We start from the raw sequence: 23,535 nt of genomic DNA, 5'->3' as shown, positions 1-23,535 counted from the left end.
GGGGCCGGTTGTTAGGCCGCGCCACCATCGGTGGCTGAGCGCGCAGTTCCCCGCACCCCTGGCGGGGCGCGTCCCGCCCCGGAGACGGCCCGGCTCAGACCAGCCCGAGCCGCTGCGCAGCAGCATCGGCATCGACCGGCACGATCACCGGCTGCGGAGCACCCTCCACGGCCCACCCGGGGTCCTTGAGCCCGTTCCCGGTGACCGTGCAGACGATCCGCTGACCGGGATCCACCTTGCCCTCTTCGCGGGCCTTGAGCAGCCCGGCGACCGAGGCGGCGGAGGCGGGCTCGACGAAGACGCCCTCCTTCGCGGCCAGCAGCCGGTAGGCGGCCAGGATCTGACGGTCGGTCACGGCCTCGATGAGGCCGCCGGACTCGTCGCGGGCCTGCTCGGCCTGCTGCCAGGACGCGGGGTTGCCGATCCGGATCGCGGTGGCGATCGTCTGCGGCTGACGTACCGGCGCGCCGTTGACGATCGGCGCGGCGCCGTGCGCCTGGAAGCCCCACATCCGCGGCCGCGCGGCGGACACACCGTCCGCCGCGTATTCGCTGTACCCCTTCCAGTACGCGGTGATGTTGCCCGCGTTGCCGACCGGGAGGAGGTGGATGTCGGGGGCGACACCGAGCGCGTCGACGATCTCGAAGGCGGCGGTCTTCTGCCCCTCGATACGGGCCGGGTTGACCGAATTGACCAGCGCCACCGGGTACTTCTCGCTCAGCCCGCGCGCCAGGTCGAGGCAGTCGTCGAAGTTGCCGTCGACCTGGAGGATGCGGCTGCCGTGCACCAGCGCCTGGCCCATCTTGCCGAGCGCGATCTTGCCCTGCGGCACCAGCACCGCGCAGACCATGCCCGCGCGCACCGCGTAGGCGGCGGCCGACGCCGAGGTGTTGCCGGTCGAGGCGCAGATGACGGCCTGCGCGCCCTCTTCCTTGGCCTTGGAGATGGCCATGGTCATGCCCCGGTCCTTGAAGGAGCCGGTGGGGTTGGCGCCCTCGACCTTCAGGAAGACGTCACAGCCGGTCAGCTCGGACAGGAGCTGGGCGGGGACCAGCGGGGTGCCACCCTCCAGCAGCGTGACCACCGGGGCGCCCGGGGCGACCGGCAGCCGGTCCCGGTACTCCTCGATGATGCCGCGCCACTGGTGGGTGCCCGACATTCGGGGCCGGTCGACGGTTCCGTTGTTCATGGTGCTGTTCATAGCGGGCCCTACTCCCCTTCCACGCGCATGATGCTGGCGACGCCGCGTACGGTGTCGAGTTTCCGCAGGCTGGCGACCGTCGCCGAGAGGGCGGAGTCGAGCGCGCGGTGAGTGACGACGACGAGGGAGGCCTCGCCGTCCTTACCCTGCTGCCGCACCGTGTCGATGGACACGTCGTGCTCGGCGAAGACCGTCGCGACCTGAGCCAGGACGCCCGGTTTGTCCGCCACGTCGAGGCTGATGTGGTAGCGGGTGACCACATCGCCCATCGGGCTCACCGGCAGTTGCGTGTACGCGGACTCGCCGGCGCCGGTGGTCTCGGCCAGCTTGTTGCGGCAGGCGGCCACCAGGTCGCCGAGGACGGCGGAGGCGGTGGGTGCACCGCCCGCACCAGGACCGTAGAACATCAGCCGCCCGGCCGCCTCCGCCTCGACGAAGACCGCGTTGTACGCCTCGCGCACCGAGGCCAGCGGGTGGCTGAGCGGGATCATCGCGGGGTGGACGCGCGCGGTCACCGAGCGCCCGTCGGGGCGGCGCTCGCAGATGGCGAGCATCTTCACCGTGCAGCCCATCTTCCGCGCGGACGCGATGTCGGCGGCGGTGACCTCGGTGAGGCCCTCGCGGTGCACGTCGTCGATGGTCACGCGGGTGTGGAAGGCGATTCCGGCGAGGATCGCGGCCTTCGCGGCGGCGTCGAAGCCCTCGACGTCGGCGGTCGGGTCGGCCTCGGCGTATCCGAGCGCGGTCGCCTCGTCCAGCGCCTCGCTGTACCCGGCGCCGGTGGAGTCCATCTTGTCGAGGATGAAGTTCGTCGTGCCGTTGACGATGCCCAGCACCCTGTTGACCTTGTCGCCCGCGAGCGACTCGCGCAACGGCCTGATCAGCGGGATCGCCCCGGCGACGGCGGCCTCGTAGTACAGGTCGACACCGTGCTCGGCGGCCTTGGCGTGCAGCTTCGCGCCGTCGGCGGCGAGCAGCGCCTTGTTCGCGGAGACCACGGACGCGCCGTGCTCGAAGGCGGTGGTGATCAGCGTGCGGACCGGCTCGATGCCGCCGATGACCTCGACGACCACGTCGATGTCGCCCCGTTTGACCAGGGCGGTCGCGTCCGTGGTGAGGAGTTCGGCGGGGACGCCCTCGCGGACCCGGTTGGGGCGGCGTACCGCGATCCCGGCCAGTTCGATGGGGGCACCGATCCGCGCGGCGAGGTCGGCGCCCTGCGTCGTGAGGATGCGCGTGACCTCTGAGCCGACCACTCCACAGCCCAGCAGCGCCACCTTCAGCGGACGCGTACGCATCATCCGACCTCGTCTCTCGTACAGCTCCGTGCGGACCCGGGGTCCGTACAGCTCGTGGATGGGAACCAGTCTCACTCACCGGACGGGAGATGCCACGCCCTGTCCGGTGAGTGAGACCGGCCGTTCACCCGGCGATATTTCACGTCACCGAGCGCGTTCGGCCCGTGAGATTACGCGTCAGCGGGCCCTCGTACTGCCGAATCGCCTCAACGTGCTTGCGGGGACGGTGAATTCTTCACCATCGCGGGCGCTTCGCGCTGCCGGCGTCCCGGCGGCGTCTGGCGGCATTTCGGCGGCTCTTCTGCGGCTTTTCCGCGGCCTTTTCGGCACCTTCGGGGTCAGCCGACGTCCAGCCGCAGCAGGTCGTCCTCCGTCTCGCGGCGGACGATCACCCGCGCCCGGCCGTCGGTGACCGCGACCACCGGGGGCCGCAGCGCGTGGTTGTAGTTGCTGGCCATGGCCCGGCAGTACGCGCCGGTGGCCGGTACGGCGAGCAGGTCGCCGGGCGCGAGGTCGGCGGGGAGGAAGGCGTCCTTGACGACGATGTCGCCGCTCTCGCAGTGCTTGCCGACGACCCGGCTGAGCATCGGCTCGGCGTCACTCGTACGGGACACCAGCGAGACGCTGTACTCGGCGTCGTAGAGCGCGGTGCGGATGTTGTCGGACATGCCGCCGTCGACGCTGACGTACGTGCGCAGGCCGTCCAGCGGCTTGATCGTGCCGACCTCGTACAGCGTGAAGGCCGTCGGTCCGACGATCGCGCGGCCCGGCTCGACCGAGAGCCGGGGCACCGCGAGCCGGGCCGCCTCGCACTCGCGGGTGACGATCTCGCCGAGCGCCTTGGCGATCTCCTGCGGCTCGCGCGGGTCGTCGTCGGTGGTGTACGCGATGCCGAGGCCGCCGCCGAGGTCGATCTCGGGCAGCTCGACGCCGTGCTCGTCGCGTACCTCCGCCAGCAGCGACACGACACGGCGGGCGGCCACCTCGAAGCCGGCCATGTCGAAGATCTGCGAGCCGATGTGGCTGTGGATGCCGACCAGTTCGAGGCTCTCCAGCTTCAGCACCCGGCGGACCGCCTCCGCGGCCTGCCCGCCCGCCAGCGCGAGACCGAACTTCTGGTCCTCGTGCGCGGTCGCGATGAACTCGTGGGTGTGCGCCTCGACGCCGACCGTCACCCGGATCTGCACGCGCTGCCGCTTGCCCTGCCGGTCCGCCTCCGCGGCGACCCTGGCGATCTCCTGGAACGAGTCCAGCACGATCCGGCCGACGCCGGTCTCCACCGCGCGCTCGATCTCCGCGGTGGACTTGTTGTTGCCGTGCAGCGCGATCCGCTCGGCGGGCATCCCCGCCTCCAGCGCCACCGCCAGCTCCGTACCGGAGCAGACGTCCAGATTCAGCCCCTCCTCGTGCAGCCACTTCACGACCGCGCGGGACAGGAACGCCTTGCCCGCGTAGAAGACGTCCGCGTCGTGCCCGAAGGCCGCCCGCCACGCGCGGCAGCGGGCCCTGAAGTCCGCCTCGTCGAGGATGTACGCGGGCGTGCCGTATTCCTCGGCGAGCGCGCGCACGTCCAGGCCGCCGACTTCGGCGGCGCCGTCGGCGTTACGGGTGACGGTGCGGGACCAGACGCGGGTGTCGAGGGTGTTGAGGTCGGCGGGCGGGGCGGCGTAGTGGCCCTCGGGCAGCACATCGGCGTGGCGGGGCCCGGCGGGGTGTGCGGAACGGCTCACGGTGTCGTCTTTCTTCGCAGATCGGGGGTTGTTTTATGGGGTGCTGGGTTGTGGACCGGCCTCGTCGGCGGCCCGCTGTCGTTCGCCGGGCTTCCGGCCCTCAGACGCGGTCGGGAGCGCTGATGCCGAGGAGGTGGAGGCCGTTGGCGAGCACGATGCCGGTGGCGTCGGCGAGCCGGATCCGGGCGGCGTGGACGGCCGAGGGTTTCTCGTCGCCCTTCGGCAGCGCGGGGCACTCGTCGTGGAAGCGGAGGAAGGCGTCGGACAGCCGTTCCAGATGGCGGGCGAGCCGGTCGGGCGCGCGGCGCCGTGCGGCGGTCTCGATGACGCGGGGGAAGTCGGCGATCAGGCCGAGCAGTTCGGTCTCCGCGGGGTGGTGGTACGGGTCGTCCACCGTGCTCTCGATCTCCACGCCCAGGTCATGGGCGTTACGGAGCAGCGCGCGGGTGCGGGCGTGGGCGTATCGGATACGGAAGAGCGGGTTGCTCTCGCGCTGCGCGAGGAACGTGTCGTCCGTACGGGGCGGGTCCTCGGCGGGCGGCCGGAGCAGCGACCAGCGGGCGGCGTCGGGGCCGAGGCGGGCGACGGGGTCGTCCTGGGGTTCGGCCGCCGTCACGCGTTCCTCGGCGGCTCCTGGTGCGGCGCCCGCGGCGCGCAGCAGCCGGTTCACGGCCTCGGCGACGGCCTGGGCCCGTACGGCCCCTTCTTCCGCGGCCACGCCGCCGGCCTCACCGGCCAGGCCGTCCCCGGTCCCGTACTCCGGGCCCTGGGCGCGCACCTGCCGGACGACGTCCGCGTACGCCCACGCGTTGAGGGTGATGTTGAGGAAGCCGGGGCCCGCGATCTCGACCAGCGCGATGCCGGGCTCGGCGCTGAGCCGCCTGCTGAGGATCTCCGCGACCTGTCGCGGCGGGCGCCCCGCGGCTCCCGCGAGCTGCAACGCCACGTTCGTCGCGTAGTCCCCGCATCCCGGCCGTGGGGGCCTCTGCACCACGACCCGCTCCGGCACCTCCACCCCCAGCTCCCCCGCCGCGACGGCACGGCGCACCGTACTCAGCACGGTGCGGGACAGCTCAGCGGGGGTCACGCGGCAAAGCCTAGGCGAGGGGGCGGGCCCGGGGGCGACCGGGTTTTCCCAGGGGGGTCGCGGCCGCCTGCTTTGCGGGGGGCGGGGCGGGGGCGTCTTTCGACGCGGGGGGGCGGGGCGGGGGCCGCACGGGTCGGTGCGGGGTGCGGCGCTAGCTCTACGCGGGGGCAGGCGCCACCGCCCGCAGCGGCGTTACGGGGGCGGGGGGCGTCTTTCGACGCGGGGGGCGGGGCGGGGGCCGCACGGGTCGGTGCGGGGTGCGGCGCTAGCTCTCCGCGGGGGCAGGTGCCAGGCCCGACCGGCCCTGTGGGGCGGGGCGGGGCGGGCGCGGCACTCTCGCCCTACGGAACGGGCCCCTGCCGAACGGGCTCGGGTACGGTCCCCCGGCCCTGCCCAGGCGCCGGGCTTACGCGGAACCGGGTGCGGAAGCCGTCTGCCCGCGGGGCTCGGGCGGCACGGGGCCGCGCCGGACCAGCCCACGTACGGTCTCCACGAGGTCGGCGGGCTCGAAGGGCTTCGCGACATAGGCGTCCACCCCGCCCGTCCCCTCCGGCAGGGACCCGGCGCTCACCATGACGATGCCCACGCGCCGCGTCTCTGGATCCGGGTCCGCCCGCAGCCGCGCCGCCGTCCGTACCCCGTCCAGCCGCGGCATGACCACATCCAGCGTCACCACATCCGGCCGCACACTGTGCACGATCTCCAGGCACTCGGCACCATCAGCCGCGGTCACGACCTCGAAGCCCTCCAGCTCCAGGTTGACCCTGATCAGTTGCCGGATCACCTTGTTGTCATCCACAACAAGCACCCGGCCGGACGCACCCGCCACACCTCGAAGAGTAGGCGTGCCCCTCTCGATGCGTCCGCGTTTTGCCCATTTCTTCCCCGCCACGGGTGAACCCCCCTCCCCCCAGCACCCCCCCACCTCCCCTCCCCCACCCAAACCCTGTCCAGCCCACCTCCCCCAACCTGCTAATGTTCTTCCCGTCGCCCCCGTAGCTCAGGGGATAGAGCAACGGCCTCCGGAGCCGTGTGCGCAGGTTCGAATCCTGCCGGGGGCACTTCCGGAAACAAGGCTCTGACCAGCAGAAATGCCGGTCAGAGCCTTTCTTGTACCTGCCACCACGCACACGGTCTTCTGGCCGATGCTCTTTTCGGCGCGAGAGCCCTACAAATCAGCCCTGAGCACACTCGGTTCGGCCAACGCCGCAGGTCAGGCGGCCAGTCGTCGAGCGACGACCTCCTCCCCCTTCGCCGAGGGCACCCTGCGGTCTCGGTTCACCCGCCGACCGTGTTCCGCACGAGCAGCCCTGCAACCTGCAACGAATGCCGCAAGCACAAGAGGTCCCGAGGGTAGTTGCTCTTGATTAACGGCTTCGTTCCGGGGTGAAGTTTGTAGGATCTCGACAGGCGTTTTTCACATCGCGTTCCAGCACGTGGAACACTGCAACGGACAGTGAACGGAACCGATTTACTCTGTTGGCCAAGCATTCAGCCGCTATGCGCTCCGCTGTGCGGGTGAGGGAGACGGCGGATGCCCCCTTGCCACTTCACTGTTCGGCAGATAGGTCGCACACGACAAGTCAGCCACGCAGCGTATTCCGGGAGTACGGACTACCCCAACGGATCGACCGACTTGTGTGAGGCGACGAACAATAACAGTGCGAACGGACCGACCGATTGACGTTACCGCTGTCGCCCGGAAACGGTCGGGCCCGCAGTCCGCTCGGCCGCCGCACAGCACCAAATTCTGACCGCCTCGGCCCGACCTGATCTTGCTCATTCGACTGGTCCCACGCCCGGTCCCATACGGGCTTGCTGCGGGCAGCCTCATCGAGCAGGTTCCAGGAGCGCCGCTCCAACTTTAGCCGCTGCCCCAGGCAGCCAACAGCACGCCCCACGCCGCTTCGTCAGCCTGCGCCCCGGCCGAATTTGTCGGAAGAGCCGATCGGAATCTACAGGCACGCTGGTGCTCGCCCCGAGGCCCTCATGCACCTCCGACGTCACGTCGGCGAGATCATCGAACGGGGAAGCCCAGCTGCTGTCGCTCTATTCACAAGAACGGGGCGCCTCCACACCGGTTCGGGAGACGGTAAGCGGTAGCGGGTCGGCCGGAATGTCCACGAGTTTCGGCTCTGGCTCGAGTTCCGTGATCGCGTAGTCAGGAGTGACGCGGTCGGGCAAGCAGCGAGAATCGATCCGAGTACACGTGCTGCCCGCATGTCGGCCGAGAGCTGCTGACGAATGAGTCTCACTCGGCAAGGTCCCTCGCTTCGTAGCTTGCCAGCCCCATGGCAGACAGGGGCGGTACCAGTGCGTTCAAATACCACATCATGTCGGTCAGAGCTGGTGTTCCGGGAAGGCTTCGTCGGTTGATCGTCGGGATGAAGGAACAGTGCGATCGGCCCGCACGGAAAAGTAGCTGGCCACCGGTTTCCGCAGTTGAGTGATAGATGCAGACGCCGACGTGGTAGTCGATGTTGTCCGGTGAATCCACCACCGTCATGACCTCAACCGCCTGGTCGGTTGAGGCCGACTGCCAGTTAAACAGGTCATCGTTGTTGACCATGTAGGAGATACCGAGCGGTTCCTGCAGCGCCCACCCCTCACCGGCCAGGGCTCGCACCACGGCGTCTACGGTGACGGCACGTGCGAACACGAGATCGATGTCGGCGGTCCTGGACATTGTGGGCTCCTGCGGTGGGGTTGATCGATGTCGGAAGCGTTTCACGCGTTGGTATCGGTCATGGAGCGAGGAGCACTCGTTTCCTCAGGAGCGCGAAGCTGGCTCGGCCGAACATCTGGCGTTTGAGCATTTTGATGCGGTTGACGTGCCCTTCCACGACGCCCGAGTTCCAGGGCAGGATGGGCCCAGTGATGGCCGCGGCCCGGTCGCGGTCGCTGCCGGCGGCGAGGGTGTGGAGGCCACGGCTGCCCTTCGGGGTCGGGATATATCTGAGTCGGATCAAGGTGAGCGGGTTGCGCGCTAACGCCGAGGGGGAGTTGGTCTGCGAACTGCCGGGGAGGTTCAGCGTTCTGATCGGGGCCAACGGTGCTGGAAAGACCACTCTCACTGACGCCGCGTACCTGGCACACCCCAGCCGCTTTCCGGCGTTCCCCCGGCACAGCTCAGCTGCCCTCGGCCCCAGAGACGTCGCTCGCAGCATAGACGTCGAGTATTCGTTTGGGGCAGGTACAACTGCTGAGGGGCGCCTTGGACAGCAGTTGTTCCAGAGTCATTACCGCAGCCAGGGCACAGTCGAGAAGTGGTGGAGCGTCTCGCTGAAGCGCAAGATGAGGACGGTTACCTCCAAGGTCGACTCCCTGTATGGCGTCACCCAGGAACTTGACCCGTTCAAGTTGATCTACCTGCCGGCCTGGCGTCACCGCTGGACGAGTTGGCCCGGCGTGAAGCCCGCATCCTGATCGAACTCCTGCAAGCCCAGCAGCAACGCCTCGATGCCAGCCGGAGCCTGGTACCCCTTCGGGTCCGCGCGTCCCCCCTCTTGGAGGAACTCGCCAAGGACGACATCATCGATAGCCTTGGGAAGCGGATCCGCGGCCACCTCACCACTCTGTCTGCCGGAGTCAACCCTCAGTGGCCCTACATCAGGGGGCAGGTAGGTGACGACGCCTACCTGGCACGCGTCCTGGAGTTGATGCTCGCGGTGATGGAAGGCCGCGCCACGGCCCGGCCGCTGGAGGTGTCCGGGCTCGCGTACGTCAACCTCCTCCACATCGCGGTGACCCTGGCTGCCATACCTGACACCTCTGAGCACCCAGCGACCGAACCCGAGCAGCCGCCCTCTGCCACAGACCCCGCCTCGGACGCAGAGCAGGAGCAGCGGATCCGCGAGAGCCTCATCCAGGCCGAAGCTGAATTGGATGAGGACTCGTTCTTTCCGGCAACTCCCTTTCACACAAGGGCCGTTATCGAGGAGCCCGAAGCACGTCTGCATCCCCAGCTCCAGCACGCACTCACCCGGTACCTGCGCATAGCCGTGAAGACGAGGCCAGAGGTGCAGGTCATTCTGTCGAGTCACGCCACCGACGTCATCACGTCCTGCGACCCCGAGTATCTCGTCGTGGTACGCGAGACCGATCAAGGTAGGGTCTGCCGGGCTGTCGCCAACGTCGTGCCGGTGAAGCATCGGGCTGCGACGCTGCGGATGGCGCGGCTGCGTCTGGACGCCAGCCGGTCTGCCGCCCTGTTCGCTGAGCGCCTCGTCTTGGTCGAAGGCGTCCCAGAGGCGGCTATCCTGCGTGAAATGGGGCCGCGCGTAGGCGGGGGCCGACGCCGTGAAAGATGCTTTCGCGGCGGGGGCCGACGCCGTGAAAGATGCTTTCGTCGATGCATTGAGCATCGTTCCGGTGGGGACGGACTCTCAGCGACCGGATAACCGCTTTCATCACTTCCGGATCCAGAAGATTGTTCGCAGGCCGTCGCCCGAGCCACCCAGCGCAGCGCCATCCGTTCGTCGCCCGGCACCTCCCGGTCCGCCAGGCGCGGCACCACAAATGCCCGAAGCCGCAGGGCCCGCCGCAGCAGTTTCTCGTCGGGCCGCAAGGTCCGCCCCACGATCATTGCCAGCGTGCCGGCACAGAGCCCCGTCATTGTCTTCACAACGTGTCTTCGCCGCAGTCTGCCGCCAGCGCAGATCCATGAAATCCAGTGCGAAGTCGTACCAACTCCGCCCGGCATGAGGTGAACCGCGTCAGCCCGCAGCCGCCGCGCCAACCATACCCTTGCCAGCTTCGTGCCTTACAGCGCTCAAGAGTTCAGCCGCCATCTCGTCGGCAAGCCGTCTGACACCCGGCGCCGTTGCTCTGCCACGCCTTGCCGAGCCCGGCCTCCCCCGGCGCTTCCTGCGCCTGCCTTACCGACGTGCGCTGCCTCATTCCGCATGACGCTCGCCGCCTCTCTGCCTGTTCAACGCTCAACGCAGCGGAGGGGTGCCGCTCACCCGGGATCCGCCGGTCGAACGATCAGCTCGTGAAAACCCAATGCTGACCGTCACAGCCCGACACCATGCAGGGGTGAGCCCGCGCTGTCGTGTCTCCCAGGCCGTGCGGGGCACACCACCTTGCCTGCAGCCGAAGGTCCGCTACGCGGACATCCGCCCGTACACGGTTCCCGAGTCGCTCACTGAATTGGCCAGGCCAACGGGCGGGATCATCAGCACGCCCCTGAACCTGGACTGGTCCCGCAGAGCCGCTACGAGCTCAAAATCGACGAGGACCGGCATCGCCTCTGCGAGACAGTCGCCCTCGAAGCCATGAACATCTCTGAATTGCCTTCTCGCTGAGCTGAACGCAACTGGCGAACTCGACTGGTCCCATGCCTGCGTGGACGCTCTCACGTCCGCGCGGAAAAGGGGAGCCGAAACGGCCCATCACCCCAACCGCGGAGAACTACGCAACCGAAGGATCCGCCCGTCATCTCCCGGAAAGGCACCGAACACCCACAGCCTGGGCAAGCTCCGCTACGTCGTCGAGCAGACCTTCACGCTCCTCGACCAGTTCACGCACCTCTCCGTCCCGTGGGAACACTATGCCGACCTCCACGACGCCTTCAACCCATTTGCTTGCAGCCTCATCCTATGGAGACGGCTCAAGAAACACCGACCGTGATCGTCCTACGAGGACTTTGAGAACTCCCACAACCGCCCCAGCCATGAAGAGGTCCTTTTCTGTGCGACTACTGGGCACACATCAAGAGAAGAGCCGATCGATCTCCTCATTATTTCGATCAAAAACGGTCACATGACCGTACAGCCAGACCGTAATCCCACCGTTCCAGTAAATAATTTCCATTTCATCGATCCTGGAAGAAGGAAAATCGAAGAACATGAACGCCCCTGCGTCCAGTTCGTAAACCACACCCAACGGCTCAACCATTACTGAGCAACCGACGGATTCGTCGGCCCCGATTCTTATCCGGCTCATGGACGTCAGCTCTCAACCTTTGTATCCGTAGGCATCAATGATACGTTGAAGAAGTTTTACTCGCCCCGCCGCACTGGGATTCTGCGGACTGACCGCATCTGCGTTGACATAGAATCTACGAAGTCTGAGTGCATCCGAAAGAGAGGCCTGATTACGAAGTGCCTGGGGACTCGGAGTCCTCTCAAGGGCCTCTTGAACGCCCTTAGGTCTGGCCCCCCAGATGTTTCTCCCAACGCTTGCACCGGTCGGCCCTCCATCCAATGGTTTCGTGCCAACAGTCCCGGGCATGGGAACGTGTCCGTCGACATCGACGTCTGGCTCATACGTCCCACCAGAGGTCTCACTTGATGCCTCGTTGAAAGCCTGGTTGAGCCCGTCGCCGAATGTTTTGGCACCGTCGACGGCTTGGACGCCACCGTAACCAACGGCAGCCGTGCTTACCGTGATCAGTGGTGCTCCGCCGACGCATCCTACGACGGTGGCACAGGCGAGGCCACCAGCCTCGACACCGGTTTCGCCTGCGTAGATCAGGAGGAGGCTGCCGGCTGTTTTTGCTCCGCCGATCCAGACGTCTGGGGTGGTGGCGATGGCGTCGACGTAGTTTCTGACGGCGTCGGCGCTGTTGCCGAGGGTGTGGCCGGCTTTCCCGGCACTGGAGGTCAACCAACTGGGGAGGCCATGGCCGTGGTGGCCCTTGCCTTTCCCTTTGGAGTTGCTGCCTTCGCTGGTGCCGTCGGAGTCGCCGGTGCTGGGCCCGTGGGGAACGCCGTCGGGAGTGCAGAAGGGCGGGCAGTCGCTGGCCGGGTGTGCTCCGTTGCAGGTGTTGGTGACTCCGCAGTCGCCGCCTCCGTCGCGGTTCAGACCGGTGGGGTCGGCGGAGTCCACGGGGGTGTTGTCGGCGTAGGCGTAGCCGTTGAGGGATTGGATGTCGGTTGCGTCGAAGATGGGGTCGACGGAGAGGAATCGGCCGAGGGTGGGGTCGTATTCGCGGGCGCCGAGGTTGGTGAGGCCGGTGATGGGGTCGGGGGTGCCGCCGACGTAACCCTGGTCACCGGGCCAGGCGCTGGGATTGCCGCCGGTGGTGCGGTCCTGGCCGAACGGGGTGTAGGCGCGGCGGGTGACGGTGGTGTTGTCGGCCGTGATGTCGGTGGTGGCGGTGCCGTGGGGGTCGGCTGCCTGGAAGTGCAGTTTTGTGGCGGTCGTTCCAGCGGTGGCGGTGCGGACGGCGGTGGGGGCCCCGGCGACGGTGTAGTAGCGGGTGTCGGCGGTGGCAGTGCCGGCGGAGTTGAGGGTGAGCTCGTCGGCGCCGAGGAAGACAGTGGTGGTGCCGTTGTCGGTGCGGGTCAGGAGATTGCCCGCGGCGTCGTAGTGGTAGGTCGTGGTGGTGGTCGACTGGGTGGTGGTGGCCAGGCGGCCGTTGTCGTCGTAGGTGAACTTCAAGTCGTCGGCGGCGCGGTCCGCGGTCCAGGTCGGGGTCTTCCACACCGAGGTTCCGGCGGCGTTGAGGACGAGGAGCTGGCCGTCGTCGTCCAGCCGGGCATGGTCGCCGGTCCCGGTGGTGGCGCTGGACCACAGAGTGGTGCCGCTGATGGTGTGGACGGTGAGGTTGCCGTCGGTGCCCATCGTCAGGACGGCGCCGGCGTTGCCTGGGGTGTTGCTGGACCACAGGGCCTGACCGGACCTGCGGGCGTACATCACCAGGTTGCCGTCGCTCTGCATGGTCAGGCGGATGGTGTTGGTGACCATGCTGTTGCCGGAGGTGAGGGTGGCGCCGGAGGCAAGGGTCTTGTTGGCGGTGGCCAGTTCGATCTCGGTGGTGTTGCCGGCCGGGTCGTAGGCGAAGTCCTGTTGTCCGCCGCCGTTGCCAGTGACCGTGGTCTTGGTGACGGCGTGTGGGTGGGCGGTACCAGGGGTCGGGTAGGTCTCGGTGGTGGTGGCGTCCTGGCCGGTGTCGCCGGTGGTCGAGTGGTCGGTTTCGGTGGTGCGGTTGCCAGTGGCGTCGTAACCGAAGGACTGCCAGTACGGGTTCGGGCCGCCGAGGTTGGCAGCGCTGGGTGTGGTGTGGGTGCAGCCGCCCTCACCCATGATCGACGGCAGGGGTGCGGTCGTGGTCCCGCCGGTATCGGTCCACGCCTGCGTCAGACGCTGGATGTAGTCGTAGGTGAAGCACTGCGTGTCGGTTTTCGCGGTGCCGCCGCCGTCTTGTACGTCGCTGATGGACGTGATCTGCCCGGCCGGGTCATAGGTGTAGGCAGTTGCCTCCACGTGGGTGGCGCCGGACTGCATATCCAGGGCGGTGTTCAACAGCCGCCCGGTGGAGGCTTCCCAGTTGTAGGTCTCGTCGATCTGGGTGGGTGTGACACCCATGTGGGCGCGCAGCGGCTGGCCGAGATGGGTGTACTCCATCCACCCCAGGTATTTGTCCTTGCCGCCCGAGGCGATGGTCAGACCGTTGTCGTCGTAGCCATAGCTGACGGACTCCGCCGCCATCGGGCCCGCGGCAGGCAGCGTGGTGGTGTCCACGTTGCGGGTCAGCGGGTTGTACGTCGTGCCGGTGGTGTAGCTGATAGCTGCGGCGTTACCCACTGCACCGGCCGGGATCGTTGTGGTGGAGCCCGTGGGCAAGTAGTCCGCGGCGTAGCCGGTGAAGGTGTTGGTCCAGGCACGCCCGGCGCTGTCGTAGCTGGTACTCGTTGTGACCTGGCCGAGAGCGCCGGCCGGATCGTATGCGGTGTGCGTCAGGTGAGTCGTCGTGGCACCGTCGGCCGAGGTCGCTGAGGTATCCGTGGGCCTGCCCAGATTGTCGTAGCTGGTGGAGATGCCGCCACCGGGGGCGTGCCGAGCATCGGTTGTCTCGGTGACTTCTCTGTTGTCGTCGTACTGGTTGAGCGTGACGCCTGTGTCCGGATCGGTCGTCTTGGCCTTGTCGCCGAGCTGATCGAAGGTCGTGGTCCAGGTATTGCCGGAGGAATCCGTCAGCGCGGTCTGTCGGCCCTTCGCGTCGTAGGCGTAGTGCGTGGCGTCGTACGGTCCGGCAGGTGTCTGTCCGTGGAACTGCCACAGCTCGGTGGTCTGGCCACGCGCATCCGTGATGGTCGCGGTAGGCGTTGCACCGGCGGGCGGGGTGACGTCGGTCTCGGTGCCCGTGGGGTAGGTAGTGGTCGTGGTGGTCTGGGGGACTGAGTTGTACTCCTGTGTGGCGGTGAGGATCCGTCCCATTCCGTCATAGGCGGTAACGGTCTCGTTGGGCACTTCGGCGTCCACCGGTAGCACGAAGGTGGACGACGGGGCGGCCTTGTCGTTGAAGAACTCCGCGTCCGCGGCAACGGTGCGGCCGAGAGAGTCGTAGAAGTTCGTCGAGATCAGCCGGGCGCTTGCGGTGTCGTCCGCGGTGGTTGTCTGTACCTCACGCAACTGGAGCAGGGAGTCGTAAATTTTGTATTCGGGCTTGTACGTCACGCCGTCGTCGCGCAGGTCCTGCTCTTCTACCCATGAAGGACCGGTCAACGATGTGGTGTAGGTGAACTTGACCACCGGCGTGTTGGCGTTGGCAGCCTTGGAATGGACGGGCGACCAGCCTTTGATGAGCCGGGCAAGCCCGTCGTAGGCGTAGCTGGTGACGTTCTTGTTAGCGTCCGAGCTGCTGAGGACGATTCCGCGGGCGACGTCCAGCGTTGTCGTCGTCGTCCACTTCTTGGGGTTGGTGACGGTGATCGATGTGGGCAGCGCGAGGGAGCCGACAGGCGAGTAGGCGGTACTGCTCGTACGGTTCATCGCATCGGTAGCTGAGGTGATGCGGCCGTAGGTGTCATAGACCGTGTCGGTCGGGGCAGTCCAGCGCGCTGCCCCGCCTGCGCCGTTGAAGTCCTTCAGTGCGGTCACCGAGGTGGGGTCGCCAGCTCCCGGTACTTCACCGAGGGCACTTGAGTGGTCGTAGAAGGTCTTGACGTCGGAGAGGGTGTGGCTGGCGTCCTCGGACTGGTTGCAGCCGCCGGTGAGGTCGATCACTTCGGACGGGAGTCCGGTGGGAGCTCCGGCTGTCGTGGTGGCCCACACCGATTTGGTGCACCGCTCGGGAGTGGTGCTGCCGGAGACCGGCTGGTCCGAAGCGTCGATCTGCCCTCTGTCGTCGTCGGTCTTGACCAGGCCTGTTGCGTCGTCGTAGGTGCTGAAGCTGCCGGACGTCAGCCAGTTGCTACCGCTGACCAGCGTTTGGTTGTACGTGGCCGCGGTGTCCGTGAAGTAGGCGTTCTGGTCGGGCAGGCCGTCAGCACGAGCATGGGTGGCTGTAGCGGGCGACATCCAGGGGATGGTCACGGTGCGTTTGCGGGCGACACCGCCGTCATGGTCGAAGGTGACGGTCTGGTACGCCAGGTCCGACCACGCGTCCCTGTCGGTGATGGTGCCGCCGCGGGCCGGGGTGACCGACACGCTTTTGTGGCTTCCATTGGCGTTAAGGTCGCCGTCCATGCCCTGCAAGTACCAGGCGGTCGACTCGCTGATCGGGGCGGGGCTGGCGCCGGTGCGGGTGGTGACCTGGGAATAGCCGCGCCACTGGTCCCAGGTACGGTATTTCGCTGCGGTGATCTCGTCGTCGTCGTGGTGCCATGCAGGGATCCCCTGTGCGTAGTCGTAGCGTGTGACCTGCGGCGGGGAGTTGGTGATGGAGTTGTCGGAGACGTCGACCTCGCCGACGAGGTATTTGTTGAACCAGTCCAGGATTGGAGCGGCGTAGCCGTTGGGCTCCCACCGGACGGGGTAGCAGGTGGTGTGGTCGTTGTCCTCCGATGGCGGACTGGTCCGACTGCATGTGTCGTTCTGGTAGGAGACGGCGATGGTGGCACCGGTCTCGGTGGTGATCGACGTCATCCGCTTCCGGTTGAGCGGGACGACAGCGGGCTCAATCAGTCCGTCGACCCGGTTGGGGTAGAAGGCCCCGATGAATGTGATGGGCTTCTCGGTGACCGCGGTTCCGCCGCCGCCGGTGTCGGCGCCGATGTGGGTGATCGAGTCCAGCCACATCGCCTTCGGCGTCGAAGCGTGCGGGTTCGTACTGGTGGATCCGTCGGCCGGGTCGGGAAAGTCCTGGTTCGCCAGTGCATAGGTGTCGACCGTGCGGTAGCCGGGGGTGGTCAGGCTGGTGTCCCACACCTGGGTCGAGATCCCGGTCAGCCGGTCATTGGTCCAGAACGACGGCGCGTAGTTCGAGCACGAGGAGGAGCCACAGTTCTGGTCGTACGGAACGTCCGGCCAGTGCGAGGCATTCGCGGTCGACAAAGTGGCGCCCGTGCAGGTGAACCCGGTCGCATCACACCGGCCGTCAGCCGCACGGGTGAAGGTGACGTTCGCCGCCGGGTTGTGGCCGGCCTTGTAGTCGGCGACGTTCTGCCCGTAGGTGACCGACGTCAGAGCACCACCGCGTGTGTAGGCGGTCGGCGTGTGAGCGCTGCCCCGCCCGTAGTAATTGGTCTCGGCCGCGTAGTGATAAACGGTGATGTTCTTGTGCGCGTCGATGCTGAAATCGAGATTCCACTGCCAGCCCTGCGTGCACCACGACGCGTCCAGCGTGCTCCCGTGACACGGCTCACTGTCGTTGTTGCCGTATACCGGGGCGCCCCAGGCGCTGTTGGTCGAGGCATCCGAGCCGGTTCCGCCCTGCGCGGTGGGCAGGTGGTCGGCGCCGAAGAGATACGTAGTGCCGGACCGGTCGGTGAGCTGCCAGTACACACCACCGTTGAGACCGTTGGACGCACCCGTCACCTCCTTGATCACCGAGCCGTCGTCATCGGCCAGCCGCCACGTACTACCGTCGTGGACCAGTTCATGGCTGGCACCATTGAGGGTCAGGGTCGCGTTGTCACCCGCCCAGCACTGCTCCTGATCCGTCGCGCCCTGACCGTCATCGGCACACGTCCGGTACGAACGGCTCACCGACCCCGGCCACAAGGTCCACGAATCGCCAACCCACGAACCCTGGTTGTTGGTCTGGGACGTACGGCCGTCCGCATCCTGCGAGTTGTACGTCAGCGCCAGATTGGGCGCAGTCCCGCCCAGCGCAGGAGGGACTGCGATCGGATACGAGTACGTGAAGGCACCCGTGGCCCCTGAGCTGCCCCACTTCGAGGACGACGACAACGGCGACGCCTTGAAGCTTCCGGAAGATCCGGATGTGTCTGCCGTCGCTCCGAGGAGAACCACCGCGGACGTCGCGCTGCGTACCTGCGCGGTCGTCACCACGCCGGCCGCATCCGGAAGTGCGGTGGGGTCGGTGGTCGTGGGGAGGGTGACATCGGCGACCAAGCGGTCATGCGCGGTGTCGTTGACGGAAGCCGTGACCGGCGTTCCGACGCGGCACGCGGCAACCTGCGGCGTCGTCAGGAGGCACGCGGGGTACGTCGAGAGCCGCAGCCGGTCGCCGTATCCGGCGCCGAAGGCGTCCTTGATCCCCGAGTAGTCCAGTCCGACGGAGACCCGCTCGGTGGCCGGGCTGGCGTCGGTACGTGACAACGACACCAGCAGCCCGTTCACCCCGGCGCGTTGGGCAACCGCATGCGAGGCCAGCGCAGTGTGCACGGCCTGCGGAACCGCAGCCGAACTGTTCGCCTTGATGGCCGCGCGAGTCGCGGCCGTCGCGGGCAGCACCTTCACATCGAGGGCGCCCGCGGGCCCGACGTATACCGGCACACCGGCAGCCTTGACCGGTGTGCGGACGGCGAGCTGAGGGGCTTTCAGCGGTCCCGCGGTGAGAGCGCGGATTCGCGCCGGCGTCAGCGCCGATGGTCTGGTTGGCCGGCCCTGTGCGAGGGAGACATCCGCGGAGGTTGCTGCCGGCCACCGCACCGGTGAAGGTGCCGAGCTCTTCGTCTGCCTGGCGTTTTGCGCGGCGCGCAGGGCGGCGGGCTGCTTCGTCGGACCGGATTGCGCTGTTACGTCGGTGACCGACACCGAGGGCTGGGACGGCAAAGGTCCAGGTGACCACAGTGGCGGAGGCGTGGGGTCCGCCACTGCACCGGCCGCGCTCAGCAGGGCAGAGGCGACCGAGAGCACGGCGGCGCACGAAAGCAGCTTCAGGCGCGCGGCAGCGCGCTGATGACGGTGCATCAACTTCCCCCCACATCCGTGCGGCACGCACGGAACTCCCCAATGACCCGCTGAACCTAGACGTACCGACCCAACCATGGAGTCATGATTCGCTAAAAGAATTCCCATGGCGGCGAAAATTCTTTGCCGGGGCGATCGCTCCAGAAGCCGCAGGGGCCCGCATGTGAACCCCGAGAGAACCGAAAACCAACAGGCGGGCCGCCTCAAGGAAGAAAGAAAAAGCGCCTTGTGGCCTGATGTATCCCCCAACTAGCGTCCAGGCTCCGCCTTGTCCGACCTACTCGAAAGTGGAACCTGTGACCATCACTTACGTGCGCGGCAGACGCCGTCTCCGGTTGACGGGAATCGCCGCGGTAAGCGGAATTCTCGCCTCCCTATTGACGCTGGCAGTTCCCGCGCAGGCCGACGATTCGCCTCCGGCCGCTTCTCCGGGGCCGCTGCAATCGGCGGAGATCGCTGCCGCGGACCAGGCTCGTGCCAGCGGACGACCGGTACAGGTGGACTACGCAACCGACGCCTTTTCCACCCTGACCGCGCAGCCCGACGGCACGTTCACCCAGAACGTCAGCGCGTCACCGCAGCGCATGCAGCAGGAGGGTTCCTGGGTTCAGCTCGACCCGACGCTCCATCACAACGCCGACGGGACGTACGGGACAACCGCCACCACCGCAACCCTGACGCTCTCCGGGGGCGGCACCGCACCCCTGGCAACAATGGACGACGCAGGCAAGAAACTCTCATTCACCTGGCCCACCGCACTGCCCGCACCGACCGTGACCGGATCCACCGCGCTCTACGCCGAGGTACTGCCCGGCGTCGACCTGTCCGTGCAGGCCAACGACCAGGGCGGATTCAGCGACACCATCATCGTCAAAACCGCCGAAGCCGCGCAGAACCCTGCGCTGAGCACCTTGCACCTGGCCACGGACAGCACGAACGTGACGCTCAGCACCGACAGCGCCGGGAACATCTCCGCAACCGACAGCTCGGGAACCCTGATCTTCCACGCGCCGGCGCCCGAGATGTGGGACTCCACCACCGCTTCCGCACCCGCTGCCTCGAAGGCCGCCACGGCAACGGCCGGACCGGCCGACGATACGGCTTCAGAGGCAGCCGGTCCTGCGCCCGGCGCACAGGTCGCGCCCGTGACAGTCGCGGTGGACGGCGGCGACCTGCAACTCACACCCGACCCGGACCTGCTCACCGGTGCCGGCACCACCTACCCAGTGTTCATCGACCCCGGCTACACGCCCACCTGGGTTCCCGGATCACAAAAGACCGGCGACTACACCTACATCCAGCAGGGCCACCCCGGGACGTCCAACTGGAAGTCCAACGAGGACTACGACAACCGTGGCATCGGCGTCGGATACCAGGGCTATGACTCCCCCAACGGCGTCGAGCGCAGCATCTACCAGTGGTTCCTGGGGACTTGGATCGACGCGAAAACCGTTCACAGCGCCACGCTCAACGTCGATGAGACCTACACCGCCAGCTACGGCTGCACTGCCCACGACGTGCGGGCGTACTCCATGGCCACCCACATCAACGACGGCACAACCTGGAACAACTACTACGGCACCACCGGCACACTGATGGACACCCAGCCCATCGGCGGCGCCTACAACACCGGATGCGCGGGAGCGTTCCACTCCGCCTTCGATGTCACCTCGGCCGTCAGCAACGACACCGACGGCATGATCACCCTGGAACTCGTCGGCAGCGAAGGAACCGGCGACCGCGACAGCTTCAAACGCTTCGCCAAGACCGCGACCCTCAGCTTCACCTACAACACCACTCCCGGCGTCCCGACCGAAACCAAAGCCACACCCACACCGCGGACCGGCCCCGGTGGAGACACACAAGGCTGCGGCTCCGACGCCTATGGATGGATCCCCAACGGCGCCGCCGGCGGCAATCTCACCCTCTCCGCGAAAGTCACCGACCCCGACTCTAGCGACGGCCAGCTCGTCCGCGGCCAGTTCGCGCTCTGGGACGACAGCACCAGCCCAGCCACCGCCATCATCTCCATGGGCAACGGAACCCCCGGCGCACCGGTCAACAGCAACACCGCCTGGCTGACCTCAGGCAGCACCGCCACGAAGGCCGTCCCAGCAAGCAATCTCATCCACGGCCATCTCTACGGATGGCAAGTACGCTCCGACGACGGCATCAACCACTCCGCCACCACGGCGGTCTGCCACTTCAAGTACGACACCACCGCACCCACCAACGTCAGCATCAACGGCTCCGGGCCCGGCACCGGCTCCTGCACCGACGGCGGCACCGTCAGCAAGGCCGGCACCACCGACTACTTCGCCCTCGCCGCCACCGACACCGGCAGCGGCGTCGACCACTTCGACTGGACCCTCGGCGCCGCATCCGACCTCGCCGACAACGGCGGCAACCACGCCCTCGGCGACACCAAACTCGCCATCACCCCAAGAAGCTGGGGCACCTACTTCCTCAACGTCGCCGCCGTCGACAAAGCCGGCAACGAATCAGGAGCCGTCTGCTACAGCTTCTACGTCCCCGACAACCCGCTCATGGGCGTCACGCCCGGTGACATTGACGGCGACGGATACCGCGACTTCGCCGCCATCACCAAAGACACCTATACCGGCTCCCCCACCGGCCTGCGCTTCTACCCCACTAACACCGCGAACGTCCCACCCACCGTCGCCTCCGACAACGCCAACGGCCCCAACACAAATGGCACTTGGAACGACGCCTTCATTGCCCACCGCTCCACCCCCCAACGATCCGCATCCGGAACCAAAACCGACGACATGTGGGCCTTGGGCACCAACGATCTGCTTTACCTCTACTGGGACACTGTGAACGGCTCGGGTACAAGCAACAACGGCAACCAGTACTACTCCAAGGACCAACGAGCCGCCGTCACCAGGCCGACCTGCACCGCGGACACGGCAACCTGTGCCCTCTACGCCCCCGGCTGGTCATCGGTCACACAGCTCATCGCACCGGGCGACATAAACGGCGACGGCAACCCTGACCTCATCACCGCCGAGACCAACAATCTTCTCTGGCTCTTCCCAGGAACGAGCACCAGCAACAAACTCGGCGCACCCCAACTCATCGGCAACGGCGGCTGGGACACCTTCACCGCCATCGCCCCCGGCAACACTCCTGGCGACAACGGCCACGCCACCCTGTGGTCCCGCAACAATGCCACCGGCGTCGTCTACTCCTACACGAACACGATTGACGGCAACGGAGTCGTCACACTCGGAACCCGAACCCAGATCGGCACCGGATACGCCGCCGCCGACTACCCCCTCATCATCAGCGTCGGCGACATCAGCGGAGACGCTGTCCCCGACCTCATCGCCACCACCTCCACCGGAAAACTCGTCGACCAACTCGGCAACACCACCGGTGGAACAACACAATTCGACGGCACACCCGGCTCGCCCGGCTCGCCCGCCCAGATCGGCAACGTCGGCTGGAGCGACATCGCCACCATCAACTAACCGCGCCGGGGTTCCGGAACAACGCCGGATCCGGAACCCCGACCCACTCATCGCACGCCAACTGGCGTTCAACTGATGCTCGACTCTCGGTATCACCAAATGACCCACCCGGATCGCCCGCGCCAGTTCCGCACCCACCCAACCTGTCACCGCGGCCACACTCCAGCCGCGATCCACCTGCACGTCATGCCGCAACCCCCGCCCCCCTCGGACGGCCCGACCCCGACCCACCGGTGTTCCCCCGTCCCGCCAGCGGAGACCAAGGTCACCCCATCGCACTCCTTCACGCCCCCAACCCCGGTCTCGGCCAGGGATGCCAGCGCACCGGGAGGGGTACGAATCCAGGTGACCGAATGACTGTGCGGCAACAGCGCCTGCCTCAGCGCCGTGACGAGCCACGGCTTCCGCTTCACGGCGCGCCGACTCAGCAGCCGGCGCGTCGGCAACGCATCCCACGCTCGGCGATGTACTCGACGTACTTCCGCTGCCACGCTGTCCGAGGCGGCACCTGCCCGTACATTTGCCCATTGCTGGATGCCTTGCATTTCTGCATTATCCCGCGCAGTTTTCAGCACCCCGCCAGGTTCAACGACTGGCGCAGTGGGATTTCCTATTTGGTGACGAGCCGCGAATTGGATTCGGAAGGCTAGGACGCCCGGCTGAGGCGAGCCCCTGGGACGATGTTGTCAAAATTGCGCGCAGGCTGGGATCTTTGAGGGCCGGCGTCCTAGTCTGAGGAGCTACAGCTTGGGGGCGAGCAGTCCCGTTGATGAGGTAGAGAACCAAAACCCGGGGAGTTGGACAGTGGCCCCTTCCGGTGACACCACCGATCCATCGTCCGGGCGACGATCGCCGGTTGTTTCCTCCGCCGCGGCCGCCCAGGCAGGCGTCGGGAGGCTGGACGACCAGGTGCCGTTCCTTGCCCGGCTGGAACACCAGCAGCGCTTATCCCTGCTGGAACTCGGCCGTCCCATGAAGTACGGCGCACGGTCCACCTTGATGCGTCAGGACGAACCGTCCACACACGTCGTCATCATCCTCACCGGATGGACCAAGGTCACCCGCTCCGCGGCCACGGGCTACGAGGCCCTGCTCGCTCTGCGCGGGCCTGGCGACATCGTCGGTGAGGCGTCCGCCGTCAGCGGTCGGCTCCGCTCGGCGACGGTGACCACGCTCGGGGAGGTGGAAGCCGTCACCATCGATCGCGACCGCTTCCTGAGCCACCTGGCCGCCTCGTCGGACACCGCGCTTCAGCTTCTCGGCCTGACCGCAGACCGCACGCGAGCAAGTGACCGGCAGCGCGTGGAGCAGGGTGCGCTCGGTGTACGTGAACGGCTCGCGATTCTGCTGCTGGACCTGGCCCGCACGCACGGCGAGCAGGATCCAGAGGGTGTCCGGCTGACAACCGGGCTGAGCCAGCACGAACTTGCGGGGTCGGTCGGAGCATCCCGTGAGGCGGTGGCCCGGCTCCTGAAAGATCTACGAGAACGCGGCATCGTCCGCACCAGCCGCAGAGGACTGGTCATCGTGCGCCCTGAGCAGTTACGCCGGATCGGCCGCGGCGAATAACGACTGCCGGTCGGTCAACCGTCGGCGATCGGCGTGTGTGCACTTGGTCACAGATGAGGTGTGACGACGTTCCTCCCCCACTGTCAGACCCTCACGAGATAGTGCTGCG

The 23,535-nt window shown here is 67.2% G+C and carries 12 protein-coding genes and 1 tRNA gene; 5 read left to right on the top strand and 8 right to left on the bottom strand.

Going from position 1 to position 23,535, the window contains the following annotated elements; all coding sequences use genetic code 11:
• Positions 1–94 precede the first annotated feature (94 nt).
• The 5 genes from thrC to ACZ37P_RS27180 all read right to left on the bottom strand — a co-directional run bounded on the left by thrC (position 95) and on the right by ACZ37P_RS27180 (position 6,115).
• A complete protein-coding gene (thrC, locus tag ACZ37P_RS27200) occupies positions 95–1,159 on the bottom strand; it encodes a threonine synthase (protein ID WP_467349094.1) in 1,065 nt (354 codons plus the stop codon).
• 50 nt (positions 1,160–1,209) lie between these two features.
• Complete coding sequence (locus tag ACZ37P_RS27195) at positions 1,210–2,502, bottom strand: homoserine dehydrogenase (protein ID WP_355344218.1); 1,293 nt, start codon at positions 2,500–2,502, stop codon at positions 1,210–1,212.
• A 335-nt stretch (positions 2,503–2,837) separates the two neighbouring features.
• Complete coding sequence (gene lysA, locus ACZ37P_RS27190) at positions 2,838–4,229, bottom strand: diaminopimelate decarboxylase (RefSeq protein WP_355344221.1); 1,392 nt, start codon at positions 4,227–4,229, stop codon at positions 2,838–2,840.
• A 100-nt stretch (positions 4,230–4,329) separates the two neighbouring features.
• The gene (gene nrtL, locus ACZ37P_RS27185; RefSeq protein WP_467349058.1) at positions 4,330–5,316 is read right to left on the bottom strand and encodes an ArgS-related anticodon-binding protein NrtL; all 987 of its coding nucleotides are present in this window, start codon (positions 5,314–5,316) and stop codon (positions 4,330–4,332) included.
• Between the two features lie 406 nt (positions 5,317–5,722).
• Entirely contained in the window at positions 5,723–6,115 is a 393-nt protein-coding gene (locus ACZ37P_RS27180) for a response regulator transcription factor (RefSeq protein WP_391122650.1), read from the bottom strand.
• A gap of 190 nt (positions 6,116–6,305) precedes the next feature.
• On the opposite strand from ACZ37P_RS27180, the gene ACZ37P_RS27175 reads away from it, so the two are divergent.
• A tRNA-Arg gene (locus ACZ37P_RS27175) sits at positions 6,306–6,377 on the top strand.
• Positions 6,378–7,567: 1,190 nt separating this feature from the next.
• On the opposite strand, the gene ACZ37P_RS27170 is transcribed toward ACZ37P_RS27175, so the two are convergent.
• On the bottom strand, positions 7,568–8,002 hold the full coding sequence (locus tag ACZ37P_RS27170; RefSeq protein ID WP_467349055.1) for a hypothetical protein: 435 nt from the start codon (positions 8,000–8,002) through the stop codon (positions 7,568–7,570).
• Positions 8,003–8,124: 122 nt separating this feature from the next.
• Here ACZ37P_RS27170 and ACZ37P_RS27165 point away from each other — a divergent pair, with 122 nt between their 5' ends.
• Both ACZ37P_RS27165 and ACZ37P_RS27160 read left to right on the top strand, forming a co-directional pair.
• A complete protein-coding gene (locus ACZ37P_RS27165) occupies positions 8,125–8,742 on the top strand; it encodes a hypothetical protein (protein WP_467349098.1) in 618 nt (205 codons plus the stop codon).
• The gene (locus tag ACZ37P_RS27160; protein WP_467349097.1) at positions 8,715–9,716 is read left to right on the top strand and encodes an ATP-dependent nuclease; all 1,002 of its coding nucleotides are present in this window, start codon (positions 8,715–8,717) and stop codon (positions 9,714–9,716) included. Before ACZ37P_RS27165 ends, ACZ37P_RS27160 begins: the two co-directional genes overlap by 28 nt.
• A gap of 1,312 nt (positions 9,717–11,028) precedes the next feature.
• On the opposite strand, the gene ACZ37P_RS27155 is transcribed toward ACZ37P_RS27160, so the two are convergent.
• Both ACZ37P_RS27155 and ACZ37P_RS27150 read right to left on the bottom strand, forming a co-directional pair.
• Complete coding sequence (locus ACZ37P_RS27155) at positions 11,029–11,262, bottom strand: hypothetical protein (RefSeq protein ID WP_467349054.1); 234 nt, start codon at positions 11,260–11,262, stop codon at positions 11,029–11,031.
• 12 nt (positions 11,263–11,274) lie between these two features.
• Entirely contained in the window at positions 11,275–18,207 is a 6,933-nt protein-coding gene (locus ACZ37P_RS27150) for an RHS repeat-associated core domain-containing protein (RefSeq protein ID WP_467349052.1), read from the bottom strand.
• Positions 18,208–18,860: 653 nt separating this feature from the next.
• Here ACZ37P_RS27150 and ACZ37P_RS27145 point away from each other — a divergent pair.
• Positions 18,861–21,857: a hypothetical protein gene (locus ACZ37P_RS27145; RefSeq protein ID WP_467349050.1), complete on the top strand. Its 2,997-nt coding sequence runs from the start codon at positions 18,861–18,863 to the stop codon at positions 21,855–21,857.
• A gap of 897 nt (positions 21,858–22,754) precedes the next feature.
• Positions 22,755–23,426, top strand: coding sequence for a Crp/Fnr family transcriptional regulator (locus ACZ37P_RS27140; protein ID WP_467349092.1), 672 nt, complete (start codon positions 22,755–22,757; stop codon positions 23,424–23,426).
• Positions 23,427–23,535: the final 109 nt, after the last annotated feature.

The sequence above is a fragment of the Streptomyces sp. NPDC024632 genome (assembly GCF_055559175.1).
Note: the sequence above shows the minus strand (reverse complement) of the source record. Positions and strands in the feature narration are given on the sequence as shown.